Here is a 21,762-nt window from a genome sequence, read left to right on the forward strand (position 1 = left end):
CCGCCGCGGCGGGTGCGGAACTGCTCCGGTGCGCGACTTCGACCCCCTGGCCAGCTTCGGCGCCGACGTCGCCGCCACCTACGACGCGCACCTGCGGGGCGACGAGGCCGAGACCGTCGCCTGCCTGGCTCAGCTCGCTGACGGTGGGCCGGTGCTCGAGCTGGCGATCGGCACCGGCCGGATCGGGCTCCCGCTGGCCGCTCAGGGGCTGGCTGTCGACGGCGTCGAGCAGTCGACGGCGATGATCGCCCGGCTGCGGGCGAAACCCGGTGGCGAGGACCTCGCCGTCGTGTGCGGCGACATGGCCAACGTCCCGGTCGACGGCACCTACCGGCTGGTCTACCTGGTCTTCAACACGATCTACAACCTGCTCACCCAGGACGAGCAGGTCCGGTGCTTCCAGAACGTGGCCCAGCACCTGACCGACGACGGGGTGTTCCTGGTCGAGGCGGCTGTGCCGGGACCGCTCTACCGCCTCGACGACTCCTACGTCGACGCCGAGTCCGTCCGGACCGACGGCGTGACCCTCGACGTCGGCCGCTACGACCGGGCCACCCAGCTCCTCGACGAGTGCCACGTGTCGCTGTCGCCCGGCGGCATCCGGGTCACGCCGATCGTCACCCGCTTCGTCTGGCCGAGCGAGCTGGACCTGATGGCCCGGCTGGCCGGCCTCCGACTGCAGCATCGCTGGGGCGGCTGGCAGCGGGAGCCCTTCGACTCCCGCAGCGCCCGGCACGTCTCGGTCTATGGACGGTAGCGGCGGCCCGGCCGGGCACCGCTCATTCCACGCTGACCGGCGCGGCCGCGCGGCCGCACTGCGGCTCCGGCGGGCGCGGGCCCTCGTGCCGGCGGGACAGGTAGGTGCCGGCCACGTTGAGGCAGGCCACCAGCGGCACCGCCACCAGAGCGCCGAAGATGCCGGCGACCAGCAGCCCCGCGCCGATCGAGAGCACCACGGCCAGCGGATGCACCCGGACCGCCCGGCCCAGCAGCAGCGGCTGCAGCACGTGCCCCTCGAGCTGCATGATCAGCAGTGTCGCGCCCAGCACGATCAGGGCAGTGACCAGGCCATTGGACACCAGCGCCACCAGCACCGCCGCCGTCCCGGCCAGGAACGATCCGATGATCGGGATGAAGGCGCCCAGGAAGACCAGCGCGGCCAGCGGAATCGCCAGCGGCACGTCGAGCACCGACAGCGCGATCCCGATCAGGACGGCGTCGGACAGCGCCACCAGCGCCGTCGCCCGGACGTAGGAGACCAGCGTCCGCCAGGCCCGGCGTGCGGCCTCGTCCAGGTAGGCGCGCGAGGACCGGGGGGACAGGCCGACGAACCACAGCCAGAGCGGCCGGCCGTCCTTGAGGAAGAAGAACAACGTGAACAGCGCCAGCACCATCCCGGTGAGGACCTCGCTGAGCGTTGCCGCGGTGGTCAGCGCACCGGCGGTGAGGGTGTCCTGGTTGTCGACGACGGCCTGCTGTGCGCTCTCCAGCGCCCGGTCGATCTGGGCCTGGGAGACCGGGAAGTTGTCGGTGACGAACTGCTGGATCTGCTTGATGCCCTGGACCACCTGGTCGGCGAGCTGGTCGTAGCCGGCGGTGAACCGCTCGACGACCAGCGTGATGATCCCGGCCACGGCGCCGACCCCCACGACCAGCATCGTGGCCGCGGCCAGCGCGTGCGGCCAGCCCTTGCGCACCAGCAGTGCGGCCCCCGGTTGCAGCAGCGCGGCGAGCAGCAGCGCCACGATCACCGGGACGACGACCACCGCGACGTGGCCGGCCAGCACCAGCAGCGCGTACAGCGCGGCGCCGACGACCAGGACGCGCCAGGACCACGCCGCAGCGACCCGCAGGCCGTTGGGCACGCTGTTCTCGGCGTCCTCCGGGTGGTCCGGCCCGAGCAGGGTCCCGCGACTGCGGTCCGGGCCCAGGACGTCATCCGAGGGATCGCCGGCCGCCGGCGGGCCGCTCACCCCGCCGCCCGCGACGTCGGGTGCCCCGGGGACCGGGCTGCCGGCCGGGTGCTCCGCAGCGGGCTGCGCCGGCTCGACCGGCCGCGCCACCGGCGTGGCCTGCCCGGTCTCGATCCGGGTCAGGGCGCCGGCCGACGCGCCGACGTCGCCCGGCCGGGGGTGGGCGGGGCCGTCATCGGGCTCGAGGTGGCCGTGCCGCTCGTCGTCCATGACCAGGACGACGCGGGTGTCGGGCCAGCCGTGCGGATCCTGCTCGGCGGCCCGGATGCGCTCGCGGGCGAGGTCGACCAGATGGTGCGCCCGTCGGAACATCGAGTTCTCCAGGCGGTCGGGAGCAGGGGCCGGGCCCAGCCTGCCAGGTCGTGCGGGAAGATGACTGCCGTGGCGCTCCGAACTCACCAGTCCTCCGCGGCAACCGCATGATCGACCGCTACACGCTGCCGGAGATGGGGCGGGTCTGGAGCGAGCAGCACAAGTACGAGCTGTGGTGCCGCGTGGAGACCCTGGTGCTCGAGGCGCACGCCGCGGCCGGCCGCGTCCCCGCCGAAGTCGTCGAGCCGGTGCGCGCCGCCGCCCCGCCGACCCCGGAGCGGGTCGCGGAGATCGAGGAGACGACGCAGCACGACGTCATCGCCTTCCTCACCGCCTGGGCGGACAACACCGAGCCCCGCTCGGCCGCCGCCTACGTGCACCACGGCATGACCTCCTCGGACCTGCTGGACACCGCGCTGGCGGTCCAGCTCACCGACGCCACCGACGTCCTGCTGGCCAAGGCCGACCGGCTGGTCGCCGCGTTGCGCGACCACGGGCTGGCCCACCGACACACGCTCAAGGTCGGCCGCACGCACGGTGTGCACGCCGAACCCGACGTCTGGGGGCACCGCGTCGCCGACCTGGCCTTCGCCATGGCGCGCTCGCGCGACCGGCTGCGGGTAGCCCGCGCGTCGGTCGGGGTGGTCGCCATCTCCGGTGCGGTGGGCACCTACTCGCTCATCGACCCCGCCGTGGAGCAGCAGGTCGCCGAGGCCCTGCACCTGCGGGCGGCCGACGCCTCCACCCAGGTGGTGCTGCGTGACGGGATCAGCGAGTGGGTCGCTGCGCTGGCGATCATCGCGACCGTCTGCGAGACCGTGGCCCTGGAGGTCCGGCACGGCCAGCGCACCGAAGTGCGGGAGCTGTCGGAGGCCTTCGGTGCGGGGCAGAAGGGCTCCAGCGCCATGCCGCACAAGAAGAACCCGATCCGCTCCGAGCGGATCGCCGGGCTGGCCCGGGTGGTGCGGGCGGCGATCGTCCCGGTCATGGAGGGCATCCCGCTCTGGCACGAGCGGGACATCTCGCACTCCTCCACCGAGCGGGTCTTCCTGCCCGACGCGGCGATCACCACCGACTACCTGCTGAACCTGACCGCCGGCCTGGTGGAGAACCTGGTCGTCGACGCAGAGCGGATGCGGGCCAACCTGGATTCCACCGGCGGGCTGATCTACACCTCGGCGGTGCTGCTGGAGCTGGTCGAGGGCGGCATGTCCCGCGAGCAGGCCTACACGCTGGTGCAGACCGCCGCCATGGCGACCTGGCGGGGCGGCACGCCGTTCCGCGAGACGCTGCGGCAGCAGGCCGACGGGGCCGGCGTGGCGCTGGAGGAGGCCCGGCTGGACGAGATCTGCCGTCCCGAGCGGTACGTCGCCCACCTGGACCCGCTCTTCGAGCGGCTCGCTGCGCTGTCATGACGCTGGACCTGCCCCTGGTCGCCCGCGGCAAGGTCCGCGAGGTCTACGCCGTGGACGGCGAGCGGCTGCTGCTGGTCGTCAGCGACCGGATCTCGGCCTACGACGTGGTGCTGCCCACCCCCATCCCGGACAAGGGCCGGGTGCTGACCGCGCTGTCGGTGTGGTGGTTCGACCAGCTCAGCCCGGTCCTCGAGGCGCATGGCGCGGCGCACCACCTGGTCAGCGTCACGGACGTGCCGGCCGAGGTGGCGGGCCGGGCGATGCTGGTCCGCCGGCTGGAGATGGCGCCGGTCGAGTGCGTGGCCCGCGGCTACCTGTCGGGCTCCGGGACGGTCGAGTACCAGCGCACCGGTGCGATCCGGGACGTCGTCCTGCCGCCGGGGCTGGTCGAGGGGTCGCGGCTGCCCGAGCCGGTGTTCACGCCGTCCACGAAGGCCGAGGTGGGGGAGCACGACGAGGCGATCACCTTCGCCGAGGTGGTGGGCACCGTCGGGGCCGAGCGGGCGGACGCCCTGCGGGAGCTGACACTGGCGCTCTACCGGCGCGCGGCGGAGATCGCCGAGTCCGCCGGGATCGTGCTGGCCGACACCAAGTTCGAGTTCGGCACCCGGGCCGGCGCCGACGGTCTGGTGCTCGGCGACGAGGTGCTGACGCCGGACTCCTCGCGGTTCTGGCCGGCCCGCACCTGGTCGCCGGGGGCGGCGCAGCCCTCCTACGACAAGCAGTACGTGCGCGACTGGCTGACCGGTTCCGGCTGGGACCGGGTGTCCCCGCCGCCGGAACTGCCCGAGGACGTCGTCGCGGCGACCCGCGAGCGGTACGTCACCGCTTACGAACAGCTCACCGGGCAGGCCTTCGTGTGACGGACCCGCGGTCCGGAGGACCGCTGTGTGAGGTCGGCGCGGGGCCGGAGGCTCCCGTCGGCATCGCACGAAACGGCTTAGCGCAGGTCGGGCACGGCACTTGGCCGCGGTGCGATCCGGAGGATCGCCATGTGCACAGCTACGTCACCAGGCCGCGGGAGCGGGCGTTGCGCAGGGCGGTGAACACTTGCGAGCGGATGAGGTCCTCCGCGACCTCGGGCAGCTCCAGGAACTTCAACGACCACTCGTGCAACTGGTCCGGCCGCGGAACGCGGCGGATGAACTCCACCCGGGTCTCGAGCTGGCCGGAGTAGAGGTCGAGGATGAGCCCGATCGGCTGCCCGGCCTTCGGGAAGGGGATGACGTTGCCCAGGTCCCGTGCGGGCGGAACACGCAGCGCAGGCCGACCTCGCTGAGATCGACCGTGCTGCCGGAGAGCTCGGTCTGGCCGAAGACGACGCGGACCGGCAGGCCCAGCGGCGCCCGGACGGCGTCCCGGCGCTGGATGCGGGTCGCCTCGCCCTTCACCCGCACCTGCACCAGGCCATCGGGGGCGACGTCGACCATCTGGGCCTCGACGGAACGGAACCCGTCGTCGGCCTGCCAGAACAGGTCGAGGGACTCGCCGTGGTTGATCCGCACCGGCTCACCCACCTCGTTGCGGGCGGCGGTCACGTGCACGTTGTTCTCGCCGACCTTGCGCACCCGGCTGGTCAGCGCGGCCTCGTCGCCGAAGACCACCACGCTCAGTGCCGTGTCTGCGGCTGGATAGTCGATGTTGGGTCGTCCGGCGACCATCCCTGCTCCCTGGTCTCCATTCGTGGGCCGCCGGTGGGACGGTCCTGCGGGATCTTCATCGACAGCCGTCCCCGCGACTACAGCCGTGCAGCTCCTCCCTGCCACCCGTTCGTGTCACCCCGGTACCCTCGTGCCCGTGCCCCAGGTGGTCGTCGACGTCGTCCTGAAGCCCGAGATCTCCGACCCCCAGGGGCAGGCGGTGCTCGGTGCCCTCGGCCGGCTCGGCCACCCCGGCGTCCGGAGCGTCCGCCAGGGCAAGCACTTCGTGCTGGAGGTCGACGGCGACCCCGACGAGGCGGAGCTGCGCGAGATCGCCGAGACGCTGCTGGCCAACCCCGTCATCGAGGACGTGGAACTGCGCCTCGCGAACGACTGACCACTCACTGAAGGACAGGCTGTGCGCATCGGTGTCATCACCTTCCCGGGATCTCTGGACGACGTCGATGCCGCACGCGCGGTGCGCCTGGCCGGCGGTGAACCGGTAACGCTCTGGCACGCCGACGACGACCTCCGGGACGTCGACGCGGTCGTGCTCCCCGGCGGCTTCTCCTATGGCGACTACCTGCGCGCGGGCGCCATCGCCGCCCGCGCGCCCCTGATGCGCAGCGTCGTCGACCGGGCGCACCAGGGCCTGCCGGTGCTGGGCATCTGCAACGGGTTCCAGGTGCTGTGCGAGGCGGGCCTGCTGCCCGGCGCACTCACCCGTAACAGCCACCTGCACTTCCGCAACCGCGACCAGGGTCTGCGGGTCGAGCGCGCCGACACCACCTGGACCTCGTCGTACACGAGCGGGCAGCAGATCGTCGTTCCGGTGAAGAACGGCGAGGGGCGCTACGTCGCCGCCGACCCGGAGCTGGACCGGCTGGAGGGCGAGGGCCGCGTCGTCGTCCGGTACGTCGGGGGCAACCCCAACGGCAGCTCCCGCGACATCGCCGGCGTCACCAGTGCCGACGGCCGGGTGGTCGGCCTGATGCCGCACCCCGAGCACGCGGTCGAGGACCTCACCGGGCCCTCGGTCGACGGGCTCGGCTTCTTCACCAGCGTGCTCGCCGCGGCGGTGGCTGCGTGACCACCGACTCGGCCACGGCGGGCCTGAGCGACCTGGACACCGGCCCGGGCCAGTTGGCCGACCGTCTGGACACCGTCGAGCTCGCCGCGGCGACCCCGAACGACGAGCAGCCCTTCGCCGAGCTGGGCCTGCGCGCCGAGGAGTACGAGCGGATCAAGGACATCCTGGACCGCCGGCCCACCACCGCAGAGCTCGCGATGTACTCGGTCATGTGGAGCGAGCACTGCTCCTACAAGTCGTCGGCGGTCCACCTGCGCCGGTTCGCCGACCTGCCCAGGAGTGATGCGCTGCTGGTCGGCATGGGCGAGAACGCCGGCGTCGTCGACGTCGGCGACGGCTACGCGGTCACCTTCAAGGTCGAGTCGCACAACCACCCCAGCTACATCGAGCCGTACCAGGGTGCGGCCACCGGGGTCGGCGGCATCGTGCGCGACATCCTCACCATGGGCGCCCGGCCGATCGCCGTCATGGACTCGCTGCGTTTCGGCCGGGCCGACGCCCCGGACACCGCCCGCGTGCTGCCGGGCGTGGTCGCCGGGGTCGGTGGCTACGGCAACTGCCTGGGCCTGCCCAACATCGGCGGCGAGCTGCTGTTCGACGACTGCTACCTGGGCAACCCGCTGGTCAACGTGCTGTGCGTGGGTGTCATGCGGCACGAGGACGTGCGGCTGGCCAAGGCCGAGGGCGTGGGCAACAAGGTCGTCCTGTTCGGCGCGCGCACCGGCGGCGACGGCATCGGCGGGGTGTCGGTGCTGGCGTCGGAGACCTTCGATGCCGAGGGCCCGGCGAAGCGGCCGGCCGTCCAGGTCGGCGACCCGTTCACCGAGAAGTTGCTCATCGAGGCCTGCCTGGAGATTTTCGCCGCCGACCTGGTCACCGGCATCCAGGACCTGGGCGGCGCCGGCCTGTCCTGCGCCACCAGCGAGCTGGCCAGCGGCGGGTCCGGCGGCATGCACGTCGACCTGGACGCCGTTCCCCTCCGCGACAGCACGCTCACCCCCGCCGAGATCCTGATGAGCGAGTCGCAGGAGCGGATGTGCGCGATCGTCGAGCCGGCGAAGGTCGAGGAGTTCCTCCTCGTCTGCCGGAAGTGGGACGTGCTCGCCACCGTCATCGGTGAGGTCACCGACGGCGACCGGCTCACCGTCGACTGGCACGGCGAGCGGATCATCGACGTTCCGCCGCGCACGGTGGCCCACGAGGGCCCGCGGTACGAGCGGCCGATGAGCCGCCCGGCCGACCTGGACGCCCTGCGGGCCGACGACCCGGCGCAGCTGCCGGCCCCCGGCAGCCCCGCCGAGCTGCGCGCCGCCTGGCTGGCGGTCATCAGCAGCCCGGACGGCGCCGACAAGTCCTGGGTCACCGAGCAGTACGACCGCTACGTCCGCGGCAACACGGTGCTCGCGCAGCCCGAGGACGCCGGCGTCGTCCGGATCGATGAGCACAGCAACCGTGGCATCGCGCTGTCGCTGGACGGCAACGCCCGGTTCGCCCGGCTGGACCCCTACACCGGCGCGCAGCTGAACCTGGCCGAGGCCTACCGCAATGTGGCCGTCTCCGGCGCCCGGCCGTTGGCGGTCACCAACTGCCTGAACTTCGGCTCCCCGGAGGAGCCCGAGGTGATGTGGCAGTTCGCCGAGGCGGTCCGCGGCCTGGCCGACGGCTGCCGCGAGCTGGGCCTGCCGGTCACCGGCGGGAACGTCAGCCTCTACAACCAGACCGGCGACGTGCCGATCAACCCGACACCGGTCATCGGGGTGCTGGGTGTGTACGACGACGTCCGCCGGCGGGTGCCGACCGGCTGGCGGGCCGACCGTGAGTCGGTACTGCTGCTGGGGGAGACCCGGCCGGAGTTCGGCGGGTCGGCCTGGGCCGCCGTCGTCCACGGGCACCTCGGCGGGCGACCGCCGCGGCTCGACCTGCCCGCGGAGCGGGCCCTCGGCGAGCTGCTCGCCACCCTGGCCGACGAGGGTCTGGTCAGCTCCGCGCACGACCTCGCCGACGGCGGGCTGGCCCAGACGCTCACCGAGTCCGCGCTGCGGTACGGGGTGGGCGCCACGCTGACCCTGGACGGGGACGCGTTCGCGGCCCTGCTGGCCGAGTCGGTCGCCCGCGCCGTCGTCACCACCACCGACGGGGCGACCGTGCTCGCCGCCGCGGCGGCGGCCGGCGTCCCGGTCACCGAGCTCGGCACCACCGGTGGCGACGCGCTGGTGCTGACCGGCCTGTTCGACCTGTCGTTGGAGGAGCTCCGGGGCGCCTGGACCGCCACCCTGCCGGCGCTGTTCAGCTCGCCCGGGGCCGCGGTCGGGATTGTGCCGGCGGGGACCGTCCCGACCAGCTGATGGCCGGAGTCCCGCCGATCTCCGCCGCGGACCTACGGGCCGCCCTGGCGCCCACCGCGGCGTGGCTGGCCGGCGAGGCGGAGCAGCCGCCGCGCCCGGTGCTGGGCGCGGCGGTGAAGACCTCGGCGCGCTGGCTGGCCCAGCAGGTGCCCGGCCGGTCCGTGGAACTGCGGGTGCCGCCGTTCGTCGCCGTCCAGTGCGTGCCCGGCCCGCGGCACACCCGGGGGACACCGCCCAACGTGGTGGAGACCGACGCTGCGACGTGGCTGCGGCTGGCCGCCGGCGCCAGCACCTGGGCCGAGGCGGTGGGGGAGGGCAAGGTCAGTGCCAGCGGGAGCCGCGCCGATCTCTCCGCCCACCTGCCGTTACGCCCGTTGAAGGGGTAGACGTCCGCGACAGCGGACTCCGGCATGACGAGGGGGGCCGGAGGCTCTCCGAGAAAGGGCGGGCAACGGCTCAGCGCCTCCCGGGTACGGCTCGTGGCCGCCGCGGTGTCATCCAGAGGATGACGATGTGCACTGCGCCCCGCCTGCTCGGGAGCAGACGGGGCGCAGTGGGCGGTGCAGTGGTGCTGGTCAGCCGGTGAACAGTGCGCTGGCTGCGCGGACGGTCTGTACCAGGCCGTAGACCAGCGGGATGCCGACCAGTGCCCAGGCGAACCCGATGAGGCCGGCCGGGGTGTGCGTGCTCGTCTGCGGGGTGCCTTCGTTCGTGCTGCTCATCGGGCGGCGCTCCGTTCCGGGGTCGAGGTGTGGGCGTCGACGCCCTTGGGCTCGTGCCACTTGCTGGCCACCGGCTTTATCAGCAGGTTGGCGACGAAGCCGATCGCGAGCAGGCCGACCATGATGAACAGCGCCGGCCGGTAGTTGCCGGCGACGAGCTCACCAGGGGTGCCCTGGGTGTCGAGCACCCGGTTGACGATCAGCGGGCCGGCCACACCGGCCGCCGCCCAGGCGGTCAGCAGGCGGCCGTGGATGGCACCGACCTGGTAGGTGCCGAACAGGTCGCGCAGATAGGCCGGTGCCGTGGCGAACCCGCCGCCGTAGAAGCTGATGATCAGCGCGGCCAGGAGCACGAAAAGCCAGGTGGCGGTGCTTCCCAGGGTGGCCAGCAGCACGTAGAGCACGAGCCCCACCCCTAGGTAGATCATGTAGATGCCCTTGCGGCCGAGATAGTCCGACGTCGAGGACCAGACGAACCGTCCGCCCATGTTGAACAGCGACAGCAGCCCGACGAATCCCGTCGCGGCGGCCGGGGCGACCAGCGAGCTCTGCCCCGTGCGGAAGAAGTCCTGGATCATCGGGCTGGCCTGCTCGAGGATGCCGATTCCGGCGGTCACGTTGCAGAACAGCACGACCCACAGCAGCCAGAACTGCGGGGTCTTGATGGCGTTGCCGGCCGAGACGCTGGCGGTGGTGACCAGCTCCCGGTGCTTGACCATCGAGGAGTCCCAGCCGGCCGGCTTCCAGTCATCGGCCGGAACCCGGACGATGAAGGCGCCGAACATCATGAAGACCAGGTAGATCAGCCCAAGGGTGAGGAAGAGACCGGCCACGGATCCGCCGCTGGCGGTGGTCCCTGCGGTGCCGTCATAGCCAGGGTCGTACCAACTCAGCAGCTGCTTGGACAGCGGTGAGGCGATGAGCGCCCCGCCGCCGAAGCCCATGATCGCCATGCCGGTGGCCAGGCCCGGCCGGTCGGGAAACCACTTGATCAGCGTGGAGACCGGGGAGATGTACCCGATGCCCAGGCCGATGCCGCCGATGACGCCGTAGCCGAGGTAGACCAGCCACAGTTGGCTCGTTGCAATACCGAGCGAGCCGACCAGGAACCCGGCCGACCAGAAGCACGCGGCGGTGAACATGGCTGCACGCGGGCCGTTGCGGTCCACCCAGGTGCCGAAGATCGCCGCTGAGACGCCGAGCACCACGATGGCGAGGGAGAAGATGATGCCGATCGCCGTCAACGAGGTGTCGAAATGCGCGACGAGCGCGGCCTTGTAGACGCTGGTGGCATATACCTGACCGATCGCCAGGTGGACAGCAAGTGCCGCTGGGGGGATGAGCCAGCGGTTGAAGCCCGGGCGGGCGACGGTGCGCTCGCGGGCCAGGAAGCTGGGTACTGCCACGGGTCGACCTCCGGGAACGGGGACGGCGGTGCCGGTCGGACGCACGCCTGAGCCTGACCTGTGAAACAGGTCAAGAGCCGTGGGCACGCTACGTCCACCGCGGCCTGTCGGCTGGCTGGAGGGCCCCGTCCGGGTGAGGCCGAGACCAAATCGTTGTGCACGGCGCTTCCGTGGCCGGACGTGGCGGGCGCCCGGGACGGCCGCTCCCTAAACTCGGGACATGCCATACGAGGTGCAGGGCGTCGTCGTCCGCAGCAAGGGAGCCCCAGTCTCGGTCGAGACCATCATCGTCCCCGATCCGGGCCCCGGCGAGGCGGTCGTGGACGTGCAGGCCTGCGGGGTCTGCCACACCGACCTGCACTACCGGGAGGGCGGGATCAACGACGAGTTCCCCTTCCTACTCGGCCACGAGGCGGCCGGGGTGGTCTCCGCGGTGGGCGAGGGCGTCACGAACGTGACGGTGGGCGACTACGTCATCCTGAACTGGCGCGCGGTCTGCGGTGAGTGCCGGGCCTGCGCCAAGGGCAAGCCCTGGTACTGCTTCAACACCCACAACGCCGCGCAGAAGATGACCCTGGCCGACGGCACCGAGCTGTCCCCGGCGCTGGGCATCGGCGCGTTCGCGGAAAAGACGCTGGTGCACTCCGGCCAGTGCACCAAGGTCGACCCGGCGGCCCCGCCGACGGCGGCCGGGCTACTCGGCTGTGGCGTGATGGCCGGCGTCGGCGCGGCGATCAACACCGGCAACGTCGGCCGCGGCGACACCGTCGCCGTCTTCGGTTGTGGAGGCGTGGGTGACGCGGCGATCGCCGGGTCCCGGCTCGCCGGCGCCTCGAAGATCATCGCCGTCGACATCGATGACCGGAAGCTCGAGTGGGCCAAGGGCATGGGTGCCACCCACACGGTCAACTCGAAGGAGACCGACGCGGTCGCCGCGATCAGGGAGCTCACCGGCGGGTTCGGCGTCGACGTCGCCATCGACGCGGTGGGCTCCCCGGCGACCTATGAGCAGGCCTTCAACGCCCGTGACCTGGCCGGCACCGTCGTCCTGGTCGGCGTGCCGAACCCGACCGTGGAGATCAGCCTGCCGCTGATCGAGGTGTTCGGCCGGGGCGGGGCGCTGAAGTCCTCCTGGTACGGCGACTGCCTGCCCAGCCGCGACTTCCCGATGCTGATCGACCTGTACCTGCAGGGACGCTTCGACCTCGACGCGTTCGTCTCCGAGACGATCGGCATCGGCGACGTGGAGGCCGCATTCGAGAAGATGCACGCCGGTGAGGTCCTGCGCAGCGTGGTCGTCTTCTGATGACACCGCGGATCGACAAGACCGTCATCAGCGGGGTCTTCAGCCTCGACGGGCAGGACTTCGACGTCGACAACAACGTCTGGCTGGTCGGGGACAACGACGAGGTGCTCGTCATCGACGCCCCGCACGACGCGGCGCCGATCGTGGCGGCGATCGGTGGCCGGAAGGTCGCCGGGATCGTGCTGACCCACGGGCACAACGACCACATCACCGCCGCCGTCGCCCTGCGCGAGGCCGTGGACGCGCCGATCTGGTTCCACCCGGCCGACCGGATGCTCTGGGACGTGGTGCACCCGGACACCGCCCCGGACGCCGAGATCGCCGACGGAACCCGGTTCGCCGTGGCCGGGACGACGCTGCAGGCGCTGCATACCCCGGGGCACTCGCCCGGCAGCGTCTGCCTGTACGCCCCGGAGCTGGCGACGGTCTTCACCGGTGACACGCTGTTCTGCGGCGGGCCCGGGGCCACCGGCCGTTCCTACAGCGACAAGCCGACGATCCTCACCTCCATCCGGGCGCGGCTGATGTCGCTGCACGGGGACACGGTGGTGCGCACCGGGCACGGGGACGACACCACGATCGCCGCCGAGCTGCGGAACGTCCACTGAGGCCCGGGGCCGGGTGGCGCGGACCACCCGGCCCGGGCCCCCGTCCCGCGCCTGCCCCGGTACCCTCGGGACGTGCCTCGCGGTGATGGACGGCTGACGCACGACCTCGACCCCTCTGCTCCCGGTCCCCAGGACGCCTGTGGCGTCTTCGGTGTCTGGGCGCCGGGTGAGGAGGTCTCGAAGCTGACCTACTTCGGCCTGTACGCCCTCCAGCACCGCGGTCAGGAGGCGGCCGGGATCGCGGTGTCCGACGGCGCGTCCGTGGTGGTCTACAAGGACCTCGGCCTGGTCAGCCAGGTCTTCGACGAACCGACCCTGGGCAGCCTGCGCGGGCACCTGGCTGTCGGGCACACCCGGTACTCCACCACCGGCGCCTCCACCTGGGAGAACGCCCAGCCGACGTTCCGCACCACCGGGGGCGGCACCGGGCTGGCGCTCTGTCACAACGGGAACCTCGTCAACACCGCCGAGCTGGCCAGCGCGGCCGCCGACGACGGCGTCGCCGGTGCCTTCACCTCGACGACCGACTCCGACCTGATCACCTCCCTGATCGCCGCCCGCCAGGACCTTTCGGTCGAGGCCGCCGCGATGGAGGTGCTGCCCATGCTCCGGGGCGCCTTCAGCCTCACGTTCATGGACGAGAACACCCTTTACGCCGCCCGCGACCCGCAGGGCGTGCGCCCGCTGGTGCTCGGCCGGCTGGAGCGCGGCTGGGTCGTCGCCAGCGAGACCGCTGCGCTGGACATCTGTGGGGCGTCCTTCGTGCGCGAGGTGGAGCCCGGCGAGCTCATCGCCATCGACGAGGACGGCCTGCGTTCCCAGCACTTCGCCCCGGCCGCGCCGAAGGGCTGCGTCTTCGAGTACGTCTACCTGGCTCGGCCGGACACCACGATCTCCGGCCGCACGGTGCACGCCGCCCGGGTCGAGATCGGCCGGCGGTTGGCCAAGGAGCACCCGGCCGACGCCGACCTGGTCATCCCCGTGCCAGAGTCCGGGACGCCGGCTGCGGTCGGCTATGCCGAGGCCTCCGGCATCCCCTACGGCCTGGGGCTGGTCAAGAACTCCTACGTCGGACGCACCTTCATCCAGCCCTCGCAGACGATCCGGCAGCTGGGCATCCGGCTGAAGCTGAACCCGCTGCGCGACGTCATCCGCGGCAAGCGGCTGGTCGTCGTCGACGACTCGATCGTGCGCGGCAACACCCAGCGGGCATTGATCCGGATGCTGCGCGAGGCCGGTGCGCTCGAGGTACACGTGCGCATCTCCTCGCCACCGGTGAAGTGGCCGTGCTTCTACGGCATCGACTTCGCCAGCCGGGCCGAGCTGGTGGCCAACGGCCTGGACGTCGACGGCGTGCGTGCCTCGATCAACGCCGACTCCCTCGGCTACGTCTCCGAGGCCGGCCTGATCGCGGCCACCGAGCAGCCGGCCAACCGGCTGTGCACCGCCTGCTTCACCGGCGAGTACCCCATCCCGCTGGGCGAGCCGGAGGTGCTGGGCAAGCACGTGCTGGAGGGGATCGGCCGGCGGGCCATGACCAACCAGCGAGCGACGTCCGCGCCCGACGAGACCACCCGGGCGGTCAGTGGGTGGACCGGTCAGCAGGCCGGCAGTCCGGCGCTGGCCGGCGGCGCGGACGACGCGCTCTCCCGCCCGTGACCGAGCCTGCGAGGTCACGGATGAGCCGCAGCTCCGGCCCGGCGTCCGGGGACCCCGGCGACCTGACCTACGCGGCGTCCGGGGTGGACATCGACGCCGGTGAGCGCGCGGTGACCCTGATGCGCTCCGCCGTGGAGAAGACGAACCGTCCGGAGGTGGTCGGCGGGCTGGGCGGCTTCGCCGGGCTGTTCGCCCTGGACACCGCGAAGTACCGCCGGCCGCTGCTGGCCTCCTCGACCGATGGGGTGGGCACGAAGATCGCGCTGGCCCGGACGTTGGACCGGCACGACACCGTCGGCATCGACCTGGTCGCCATGGTCGTCGACGACCTGGTCGCCTGCGGCGCCGAGCCGCTGTTCCTGCAGGACTACGTGGCCTGCGGCCGGGTGGTGCCCGAGCGCATCGCTGCGATCGTCACCGGCATTGCCGCCGGCTGCACCGAGGCCGGCGCCGCACTGGTGGGCGGGGAGACTGCCGAGCACGGCGACCTGATGGACGCCGACGAGTACGACCTGGCCGCCACGGCGGTCGGCGTGGTCGAGGCCGACGCGGTGCTGGGGCCCGAGCGGGTGCGCGCGGGCGACGTCGTCGTCGCGATGGCGTCGTCCGGGCTGCACTCCAACGGCTATTCGCTGGTCCGTCGGGTCGTGGACCGCGCCGGGCTCGATCTCACCGCCACCCCGGCCGGGCTGTCCCGGCCGCTGGGCGAGGAACTGCTCGAGCCGACCCGCATCTACGCCCTGGCCTGCCTGGCCCTGGTGACCGAGTTCGGCGTGGACGACGTGCACGCCTTCGCGCACATCACCGGTGGCGGGCTGGCCGGCAACACCGCCCGCGTCGTCCCGGCGGGGCTGACGGCGGTGCTGGACCGCGCCAGCTGGGCGCTGCCGCCGGTGGTGCGCCTGCTGGAGGAGCACGGGGTCCCCCGGGCGGAGTCCGAGCGGGCCTTCAACTGCGGGGTGGGCATGGTCGCCGCGGTCTCCCCGGCCTCGGCCCACCGGGCGGTGGAACTGCTGGCCGCCCGTGGGGTGCCGGCCTGGATCGCCGGCACGGTCGAGGCGGCGCCCGACGCCCAGCACGGCACGGCCGGCCTGGTGGGCTCCTACCGCTGAGAAAGGACCCCCCTGCCCCCCACCGCTCGCACGCTCGCGGTGGGACCCTGCAGGGGGGCCGGGGCGCATGACGACAGCGCCGCTCCCACATCGGAAGCGGCGGTGTCGGTGCTGTGCAGGTCGTGCCGGGTCAGCCGGCTCGGTCGGTCAACGGCTGGCTGCCCAGTCGTCGTCCGTGTCGTCGTCCGGCGCCCATGGATCGCTCAGGGCGTCGTCCTCGGTCGTGCCCCCACGTGCGGGGAACGATGATGGCTGACCAGCGAGCTCACGCTGCAGAGCCGTGAGGTCGGTGTTGGGTGAGCTGTACTTGAGCTCACGGGCCACGCGTGTCTGCTTGGCCTTCGCTCGGCCGCGCCCCATTGGCTCGACCCCCTCGTGACGGAGTAGGGCGCCCAGCTCCGGGCTGGACGGCCCGTGCGGCGACCCCGACTGAGTGACTATGTCCTGGGGTGAGCTTACGACACGGATCGGTCACGGGCACGCGTCCGGTCCTCCGGCCCCCCGTTCGGAGGCCTCCGGTGACCAGGGTCTCACCGGATCGGGGCCGATCCGGCCCCGGGAACGCCCCAGTGGAACGGTCGGTGGGCCCCTCAGCGCGGCAGGTGGATGGTCGCCAGCCTGCCCACCGACGACATGCGCTCCTCGGCGAGCCGGTCGGCCGCGACCGCGGGGGAGACGCCCTCGTCGTCGGCTGCGGCGAACACCCGCAGGGCCACGTCGAAGATGGTGGTCGCCTTGGCCTCGGCCCGGGCGAAGGAGAAGCCGTGCTACTCGTCGGGTCTACTGCTACTATTCATGCCGTGACCGCAGACTCCCGGCGCCGCTACCTCCCCCGCGACGAGGCGGAATCCCGTGCCGCCAGCGTGGCCCTGTACCTACGCATGAGCCAGGACACCGGCACCCGGCGTGGCGAGGTGGAGGGCCTAGGAATCGCCCGCCAGGAGGCCGCCTGCCGCGCGGAGGTCGAACGGCGCGGCTGGACTGTCGACGACGGCAACATCTACCGGGACAACGACGTGTCGGCCAGCAGTAGCAAGCCGCGCCCCGGATATAGCGCCCTCATGCGCCGTGTGGAAAGTGGCGAAGTCGACACGGTGGTCTCCTGGTCGGTTGACCGCCTCCTCCGCAAGCCCGTCGAGATGGAACACCTGATCGAGCTGGTCGACGGCACCACCCGACTCCGAGTGGTCACCTGTCAGGGCATGCTTAACCTGGAGACACCGGAGGGACGGGCCGCTGCGCGGGTACAGGCTGCATTCGCCCGCCAAGAGGCCGACCAGAAGGGGTTGCGGCAGCACTTGTCCGAGCAGCAAGCCGTCGAGCGAGGCAGACCACCGCGCCGCCGGGCCTTTGGCTACGCCAAGGGTGGGATGGAGATCGAGCTCGCCGAGGGCGCCGCCGTCGCCGACGCCTATCGGATGCTAATCGCCGGGGCGAGCCTCGCCACCATCGCCCGCCGGATCAACGACCGCGGGCTCACCACGACCCTCGGTCGGCCGTGGGAACCGACCGCGGTCCGCACGCTGCTACTCAACGCGAGGAATGCCGCCATCCGCACCTACTACGGCGAGGAGGTCGGCCCGGGCACCTGGCCGGCAATCGTTACCGAGGACGTCTACCGCCAGGCCGTCGCGCTGCTCCGCGACCCCGCCCGAACCACGTCCGGCGGTTCGACGGCCCGCAAGCACCTCGGCGCATCCCTGTATCGCTGCGGCGTCTGCGAGGCGGAGGGTATCGACTCGACGGTGCGGACGGCGTACCGGCAGGCGGGCGCGCGCATCTACGTGTGCACTCGAACCCGACACCTGGCCCGTCTCGCCGGCCCGATCGACGAGTTGGTGATCGCCGTTATCGAGGGCCGCCTCAGGCGGCCGGACGTCGCCGACGTCCTGGCCACCGAGGACCCGGAGTTAGCCGACCTACACGAGCAGGCCGCCGCCGTCCGTGCCCGCATACGACGGATCGAGGCCGACTACGGCGACGGCGAGATCACCGCCCGGATCATGCGGGAGCAGATCGACCGGCAGAGCGCCGACCTGGCCGGCATCGAGAGGCGCGTGGCCGCGCTGACCCGATCGTCGAGGCTGGCCGCCGTCGCGGGAGCAGCCGACCCGGTGACCGCGTGGCGCGACCTTGACGTGCCCGCGCGGCAGGCGGTGGTCGACGTCTTGTGCACCGTGACCCTGTTGCCGGCGTCTGCGGGACGACGACCCTTCGATCCCAGCACCGTGCGCATCGAGGGCAAGGGCGGCGCCTCAAAACTGTGACGTTGGTCACATCGAGGGGCACCGGGGGTTCGCGCCCGCTGAGTGTTAACGGTGTCCTCCTTGTCCCTATTCGTCCCTCCTTGTCCCTAGTCGTCTCAACTCGCGCGAAGTTCAGCGAAGCGGCCGGCACGCATTTCACTCGGGAGTGCGTGTCGGCATTTTGCGTATCGGGTCTCCGTCCCTACCGTTGCCAGTAGGAGAAGGAGTAACACCGGTTGGTCCACACGTGGTCCACACGGTGACCGGACGACATTCCTGACGGCCCCATGGGAGGCGCTCGAGAAGATGGCGGCGCAGAAGACAGCTAGGCAGCTCCAAGCCCTCCTGGCGAACACTTCGAGGCATTACCCCGAAGACAATGAAGCGATCGAGAACCTGCGCCAGGAGTGGCGCGCCGCTCAGATGCGGGAGTACATCAACGCGGCACTAGCGACTTTCCCGCCGCTGACCTCACAGCAATGCGATCAGCTGGCAGGACTGTTCCGGTCGAACGCGACACCGGCCGTTCAGCCGGGGAAAGAGCAGTCGAGCGCCCGTAGCGGCCAGGCCGACGTGGAGGCATGGATGCACGACCAGTTCGCCGCCGAGAAGGGGGCCGCCTGATGAGCCCCCCGGGCCTCTGGCCTTCCCCAGCAAGCGGCCGGACCACTCGAGCCGCTTCCCGCAAAACGCTCCTGCGCGACGCAACCGACGACGGGGCGTCATGACAACGCCCGCCCCCCAGCGGGGGACGGGCGCCGTGGATGTTCTGCCGGGCGGGCAGCTCCACGATACCGCGACCGGCGGAGAGAACAACATGTGCGAGGCCGAGGACGCGTTCGTCGGCGCCGTCCTGCACATGGCGGTGCCGACGGCGAAGGGAGCCCTCGACCTCGTCCACGACGACGATCTCGCGGACCTGTTGAACCAGCGAATCGTGACCGTCGCCCGGGTCCTCGTCGCCGAAGGTGTCGCCCCCGACCCCGTAGCCGTCTTCGCCCGCGCCCGTGCCCACGGAGTGGTGACCGGGGTCGATGCGACCAAGGCCCTGGGCATGAAGCTGGGCGACGTCTATGGCTCGGTGCCGACGCCGGCCTCCTGGCGGTACTACGGTCTCGCCGTCATCGACGAGGCCCTGCGCCGCCGCTGCATCGCGATGGGGACCCGGGTGATGCAGGCCGCCGAGGGCTGCCCCCTCGACGTGCTCATCGACGTCCTCGACGCCGAGTGCCGGGTTGTCCGTCGGCTGCACGACCGGCGACTCGCCGCCGCCACCCCGCCCCGGCTCAAGGCGGTGGGCGCATGACTTCCTTCGCCAGTCACCCGAAGACCTGCGACCTCTGGAACGGCGGGTCCTGCACCTGTCCGCCCGGACGTCGACTGGCGGCCAACCTGGAGGTCCTCCCCGCGAAGACCACCTCCAGCGACGTCGCCGCGGCAAACCCTCGACCGAAGATGTGGAGGGCCACCGACCTCGCCGCCGGCCGGCGGGTCGAGTGGTTGGCGAACCGGCGCATCGTGGCCGGCGCGACCAACTACATGCTCGGACCCGAGGGCATCGGCAAGAGCCTGTTCCTCACCTGGCTGACCGCCATCGTCACCACCGGCAGGTCGTTCCCCGAGTTCGGTTGCCCCGCTCGGGCGCCGCACGTCGTCGTCCTGGTCCTCACCGAGGACGACTGGGCAACCATCGCCCGACCCCGGCTCGAGGTGGCCGGCGCCGATCTGGACTTCGTTCGCGTGATCTGCGCCGAGGAGGACGGCTCGGGATCACCCGTCTTCCCCGAGGACATGGCCGTCGTCGAGGCTGCGGCCGCTGGTGCCGCGGTCGTCATCGTCGACGCCTGGGCCGACACCCTCCCCGGCAACCTGTCCGTCAAGGACCCCCAGCAGGCCCGCCAGGCCCTACACCCATGGAAGGAGCTGGCCACCCGGACCGGGGTAGCGGTTCTCCTCAGTGGCCACACCAACCGAGAGAAGGGCGGCAACGTCCGCAACGTCTACGGGCTCAGCGGAGAGATCCGCAAGAAGGCCCGCATGACCCTGTTGGCGCAGCCGGATCAGGAGGACGACGGCGTCCTGGTCATCGGACCGGAGAAGTCCAACGTGACCGCCCCGGTCCCCGCCAGCCGGTTCCGCATCGAGGCCGTCCCCGTCTTCCCGGCGACCGAGGACAGCGACGGCACGGTGCCCCGGCTGGTGTGGATCGGGGACTCCGACCAGTCCGCCCGGGACTTCTTCGCCGACGCGTTCGCCGCCGAGCAGGGCGATGGAACCGAGGACCGCAACGACGTCGACGACTGGCTCCGCGCCTTCCTCGCGACTGGCAGCGTCAAGGCCACCGAGGTGTACTCCGCCGCCGACGCCAACGGGTACAGCAAGGACCAGATCAAGCGGTCCAAGAAGCGCATCGGTGCCGCCGCCGACCGCCCCAGCAACCCCGGCCCGTGGGTCTGGTCCCTGCCCGGCCCCAACCACGGAGCCGGGCGCACCGACCGGGCCGCCCCACCTGTCGTGCTCCCTGCGCTCCCTGTGCTCTCTGCCAGTCAGAGGGGGTGCAGCAGGGAGCAGAGCGCACAGGGAGCAGGGAGCAGGGAGACGGGCAGCACATCGCTCTCTGCGGCGATCACCCCCACGACAAGCGGGCCGAGAACGGCTTGTGCATCGGCTGCATCGTCGATCGCGGCAACCGTCGAGCCGTCGAATCGAGGAGGACCGCGTGACCGGGGAGTCCGCCCACGACAAGGGCCGCAGGTACCCCATCGAGGGCAGGTTGACCGTTCGATCGGCGAACCGAGCCGGCGGCATCGTCGCGCTCGTCCGCGGCGACAGCGGCTTGATCTACCGCACCGAATGGTCACCGGATATCGGGTGGATGTGTAACTGCCCCGCCAGGTCGGACGAGTGCGGGCATCTGGTGGCGCTGAGACTGATCACTGCCTCGAATCCGGGGGTGTCCGTATGACCGCCGCCGCCGGGAAAGGTGCGGTTGCAGATTATCGTCGGCTACGGCCAGTACGCCAACCAAACCGAGAGGAAAGGTCATGACTGACCCGTTCGAGAAGGCCCGCGAAAACCTGGCCGCCGACGCCCTGTTGCGGCGTGCCGATGCGGTGCCGGGTGCAGAGATCGAGGCGGCCGCTGGCCGCGTGGTGGAGGCCGTGAAGGCGTTGCGCCTGGCCCGCGATCAGCTCCGGGTGGCGCAGAACCCAGAGATGGACCCAACGGACGCACCCGGCCGGGACGCCGCCTATCTCGCCCAGCGTCGCGAGGAGTACCAGCTGGCCCGGGCATGGCTGCGCGCGACACCACTGCCCATCTTGCAGAAGAGATCCAGATCGACGAGGAGAGCGACAAGTGACCGATGAGTTCGCCAGGGCTCTGGCCCACTGGCGCAAGCTGACCGAGGAAGCACGACAGGCCCCACCGAGACGCTGAACGAAGAGGTCAGCCTCTCCACATCATCGACTTCGACATTCCTAGCGATGCCGAAGGGCTGCCACTACACGGACCGACAATTCATCAGCATCCCAATCCCGGCGGCTTCACCTCCCGCGAACTCGACTCCGGCGTCGAGGACGACGAGTGACCACCCCGGAGGACAACGGAGGATGTCCCGAGTTCCGTGGAACTTCGGTGGCGGCCCGTTGATCAACTAGGCGGCGTTGCTGACGGGCTCATCATGCACGGCGGGTAGGACGGTTGCGGTGGTGGCCTGCTCGAGGGCGGTGCGTAGCACGGGCAGGTGGAGGTGGCCGTTGACGCGGCGGAACTGCTTGCCGGCCTCGACCATCCCGGCGGCGCACCAGCGCAGCGCCATCTGCCCGTCGCGCCAGCGCTTGACGTTGCCGGCGTGATCCCGGCAGATGGAGATCATCGACTCGATCATGTTCGTCGACCGCATCGATCGGGCCAGGGTGGGCGGTAG

At 71.6% G+C, this 21,762-nt stretch carries 22 protein-coding genes and 1 pseudogene; 16 read left to right on the forward strand and 7 right to left on the reverse strand.

The annotated features are described in order from the left end of the window. Nucleotides 1-28: 28 nt before the first annotated feature. A complete protein-coding gene (locus BLW04_RS14185) occupies nt 29-757 on the forward strand; it encodes a class I SAM-dependent DNA methyltransferase (protein ID WP_091542295.1) in 729 nt (242 codons plus the stop codon). Between the two features lie 22 nt (nt 758-779). Here the strand turns inward: BLW04_RS14185 and BLW04_RS14190 are convergent, their stop codons facing one another. Beyond that, nucleotides 780-2,285 carry an AI-2E family transporter gene (locus BLW04_RS14190; RefSeq protein WP_091542299.1) on the reverse strand — a complete coding sequence of 502 codons (1,506 nt, stop codon included), beginning with the start codon at nt 2,283-2,285 and terminating at the stop codon, nt 780-782. 107 nt (nt 2,286-2,392) lie between these two features. On the opposite strand from BLW04_RS14190, the gene purB reads away from it, so the two are divergent. Together purB and BLW04_RS14200 are read left to right on the forward strand one after the other, a co-directional pair. Next, nucleotides 2,393-3,700, forward strand: a complete 1,308-nt coding sequence (gene purB, locus BLW04_RS14195) for an adenylosuccinate lyase (protein WP_091542303.1) — start codon at nt 2,393-2,395, stop codon at nt 3,698-3,700. After that, nucleotides 3,697-4,563, forward strand: coding sequence for a phosphoribosylaminoimidazolesuccinocarboxamide synthase (locus BLW04_RS14200; RefSeq protein WP_091542308.1), 867 nt, complete (start codon nt 3,697-3,699; stop codon nt 4,561-4,563). Before purB ends, BLW04_RS14200 begins: the two co-directional genes overlap by 4 nt. A gap of 234 nt (nt 4,564-4,797) precedes the next feature. Here the strand turns inward: BLW04_RS14200 and BLW04_RS14205 are convergent, their stop codons facing one another. Continuing rightward, nucleotides 4,798-5,361, reverse strand: a complete 564-nt coding sequence (locus BLW04_RS14205) for a PilZ domain-containing protein (protein WP_091542311.1) — start codon at nt 5,359-5,361, stop codon at nt 4,798-4,800. Between the two features lie 136 nt (nt 5,362-5,497). Between BLW04_RS14205 and purS the strand changes: the two genes are divergently transcribed. The 4 genes from purS to BLW04_RS14225 are packed head-to-tail and all read left to right on the forward strand — an operon-like array spanning nt 5,498 to nt 9,161. Continuing rightward, nucleotides 5,498-5,737 carry a phosphoribosylformylglycinamidine synthase subunit PurS gene (gene purS, locus BLW04_RS14210; RefSeq protein ID WP_091542314.1) on the forward strand — a complete coding sequence of 80 codons (240 nt, stop codon included), beginning with the start codon at nt 5,498-5,500 and terminating at the stop codon, nt 5,735-5,737. A 21-nt stretch (nt 5,738-5,758) separates the two neighbouring features. Continuing rightward, complete coding sequence (purQ, locus tag BLW04_RS14215) at nt 5,759-6,430, forward strand: phosphoribosylformylglycinamidine synthase subunit PurQ (RefSeq protein ID WP_091542318.1); 672 nt, start codon at nt 5,759-5,761, stop codon at nt 6,428-6,430. Beyond that, entirely contained in the window at nt 6,427-8,775 is a 2,349-nt protein-coding gene (gene purL / locus BLW04_RS14220; protein WP_217631040.1) for a phosphoribosylformylglycinamidine synthase subunit PurL, read from the forward strand. The genes purQ and purL overlap by 4 nt, the downstream gene beginning before the upstream one ends. Further along, nucleotides 8,775-9,161, forward strand: a complete 387-nt coding sequence (locus tag BLW04_RS14225; protein ID WP_091542321.1) for a sterol carrier family protein — start codon at nt 8,775-8,777, stop codon at nt 9,159-9,161. The genes purL and BLW04_RS14225 overlap by 1 nt, the downstream gene beginning before the upstream one ends. A gap of 189 nt (nt 9,162-9,350) precedes the next feature. Here BLW04_RS14225 and BLW04_RS26770 read toward each other — a convergent pair whose 3' ends face one another. Further along, on the reverse strand, nt 9,351-9,497 hold the full coding sequence (locus BLW04_RS26770) for an MFS transporter small subunit (RefSeq protein WP_175484056.1): 147 nt from the start codon (nt 9,495-9,497) through the stop codon (nt 9,351-9,353). Then, on the reverse strand, nt 9,494-10,903 hold the full coding sequence (locus BLW04_RS14230) for an OFA family MFS transporter (protein WP_091542324.1): 1,410 nt from the start codon (nt 10,901-10,903) through the stop codon (nt 9,494-9,496). Before BLW04_RS14230 ends, BLW04_RS26770 begins: the two co-directional genes overlap by 4 nt. A gap of 220 nt (nt 10,904-11,123) precedes the next feature. On the opposite strand from BLW04_RS14230, the gene BLW04_RS14235 reads away from it, so the two are divergent. From BLW04_RS14235 to purM, 4 genes are all read left to right on the forward strand, one after another. Beyond that, the gene (locus BLW04_RS14235; protein WP_091542327.1) at nt 11,124-12,209 is read left to right on the forward strand and encodes an S-(hydroxymethyl)mycothiol dehydrogenase; all 1,086 of its coding nucleotides are present in this window, start codon (nt 11,124-11,126) and stop codon (nt 12,207-12,209) included. Further along, nucleotides 12,209-12,817 (forward strand): MBL fold metallo-hydrolase, encoded by a 609-nt coding sequence (locus BLW04_RS14240; protein ID WP_175484057.1) that lies wholly within the window; start codon nt 12,209-12,211, stop codon nt 12,815-12,817. The genes BLW04_RS14235 and BLW04_RS14240 overlap by 1 nt, the downstream gene beginning before the upstream one ends. A gap of 72 nt (nt 12,818-12,889) precedes the next feature. Then, nucleotides 12,890-14,476, forward strand: a complete 1,587-nt coding sequence (gene purF / locus BLW04_RS14245; RefSeq protein ID WP_091542335.1) for an amidophosphoribosyltransferase — start codon at nt 12,890-12,892, stop codon at nt 14,474-14,476. Between the two features lie 20 nt (nt 14,477-14,496). Further along, nucleotides 14,497-15,588 carry a phosphoribosylformylglycinamidine cyclo-ligase gene (purM, locus tag BLW04_RS14250; protein WP_091542338.1) on the forward strand — a complete coding sequence of 364 codons (1,092 nt, stop codon included), beginning with the start codon at nt 14,497-14,499 and terminating at the stop codon, nt 15,586-15,588. Nucleotides 15,589-15,735: 147 nt separating this feature from the next. Here purM and BLW04_RS14255 read toward each other — a convergent pair whose 3' ends face one another. Then, entirely contained in the window at nt 15,736-15,948 is a 213-nt protein-coding gene (locus tag BLW04_RS14255; protein WP_091542342.1) for a DUF3073 domain-containing protein, read from the reverse strand. 230 nt (nt 15,949-16,178) lie between these two features. After that, entirely contained in the window at nt 16,179-16,304 is a 126-nt protein-coding gene (locus BLW04_RS29175; RefSeq protein ID WP_256375482.1) for a hypothetical protein, read from the reverse strand. Nucleotides 16,305-16,388: 84 nt separating this feature from the next. On the opposite strand from BLW04_RS29175, the gene BLW04_RS14265 reads away from it, so the two are divergent. From BLW04_RS14265 to BLW04_RS26775, 5 genes are all read left to right on the forward strand, one after another. Beyond that, a complete protein-coding gene (locus BLW04_RS14265; RefSeq protein WP_139306848.1) occupies nt 16,389-17,855 on the forward strand; it encodes a recombinase family protein in 1,467 nt (488 codons plus the stop codon). 285 nt (nt 17,856-18,140) lie between these two features. Next, on the forward strand, nt 18,141-18,458 hold the full coding sequence (locus BLW04_RS14270) for a hypothetical protein (RefSeq protein ID WP_091542349.1): 318 nt from the start codon (nt 18,141-18,143) through the stop codon (nt 18,456-18,458). Nucleotides 18,459-18,594: 136 nt separating this feature from the next. Next, entirely contained in the window at nt 18,595-19,140 is a 546-nt protein-coding gene (locus tag BLW04_RS14275) for a hypothetical protein (RefSeq protein ID WP_091542350.1), read from the forward strand. Further along, nucleotides 19,137-20,717 carry an AAA family ATPase gene (locus tag BLW04_RS14280; protein ID WP_091542354.1) on the forward strand — a complete coding sequence of 527 codons (1,581 nt, stop codon included), beginning with the start codon at nt 19,137-19,139 and terminating at the stop codon, nt 20,715-20,717. The genes BLW04_RS14275 and BLW04_RS14280 overlap by 4 nt, the downstream gene beginning before the upstream one ends. Nucleotides 20,718-20,878: 161 nt before the next feature. Beyond that, nucleotides 20,879-21,202, forward strand: coding sequence for a hypothetical protein (locus BLW04_RS26775; protein WP_091542357.1), 324 nt, complete (start codon nt 20,879-20,881; stop codon nt 21,200-21,202). Between the two features lie 287 nt (nt 21,203-21,489). Here the strand turns inward: BLW04_RS26775 and BLW04_RS14290 are convergent. Further along, nucleotides 21,490-21,762 (reverse strand): annotated as a pseudogene (locus BLW04_RS14290) (IS256 family transposase); the annotation flags it as partial.

The organism is Modestobacter sp. DSM 44400, from assembly GCF_900107175.1.
Classification (GTDB): domain Bacteria; phylum Actinomycetota; class Actinomycetes; order Mycobacteriales; family Geodermatophilaceae; genus Modestobacter.

What these genes read in the sequence shown, in the direction of transcription:
- purB (WP_091542303.1), top strand. Translation starts at nt 2,393, where the DNA reads ATGATCGACCGCTACACGCTGCCGGAGATGGGGCGGGTCTGGAGCGAG.
- BLW04_RS14205 (WP_091542311.1), bottom strand. Translation starts at nt 5,361, where the DNA reads ATGGTCGCCGGACGACCCAACATCGACTATCCAGCCGCAGACACGGCA.
- BLW04_RS14240 (WP_175484057.1), top strand. Translation starts at nt 12,209, where the DNA reads ATGACACCGCGGATCGACAAGACCGTCATCAGCGGGGTCTTCAGCCTC.
- BLW04_RS14225 (WP_091542321.1), top strand. Translation starts at nt 8,775, where the DNA reads ATGGCCGGAGTCCCGCCGATCTCCGCCGCGGACCTACGGGCCGCCCTG.
- BLW04_RS14270 (WP_091542349.1), top strand. Translation starts at nt 18,141, where the DNA reads ATGGCGGCGCAGAAGACAGCTAGGCAGCTCCAAGCCCTCCTGGCGAAC.
- BLW04_RS14235 (WP_091542327.1), top strand. Translation starts at nt 11,124, where the DNA reads ATGCCATACGAGGTGCAGGGCGTCGTCGTCCGCAGCAAGGGAGCCCCA.
- BLW04_RS14190 (WP_091542299.1), bottom strand. Translation starts at nt 2,285, where the DNA reads ATGTTCCGACGGGCGCACCATCTGGTCGACCTCGCCCGCGAGCGCATC.
- purM (WP_091542338.1), top strand. Translation starts at nt 14,497, where the DNA reads ATGAGCCGCAGCTCCGGCCCGGCGTCCGGGGACCCCGGCGACCTGACC.
- BLW04_RS14200 (WP_091542308.1), top strand. Translation starts at nt 3,697, where the DNA reads ATGACGCTGGACCTGCCCCTGGTCGCCCGCGGCAAGGTCCGCGAGGTC.
- BLW04_RS26775 (WP_091542357.1), top strand. Translation starts at nt 20,879, where the DNA reads ATGACTGACCCGTTCGAGAAGGCCCGCGAAAACCTGGCCGCCGACGCC.
- BLW04_RS14280 (WP_091542354.1), top strand. Translation starts at nt 19,137, where the DNA reads ATGACTTCCTTCGCCAGTCACCCGAAGACCTGCGACCTCTGGAACGGC.
- BLW04_RS14255 (WP_091542342.1), bottom strand. Translation starts at nt 15,948, where the DNA reads ATGGGGCGCGGCCGAGCGAAGGCCAAGCAGACACGCGTGGCCCGTGAG.
- BLW04_RS26770 (WP_175484056.1), bottom strand. Translation starts at nt 9,497, where the DNA reads ATGAGCAGCACGAACGAAGGCACCCCGCAGACGAGCACGCACACCCCG.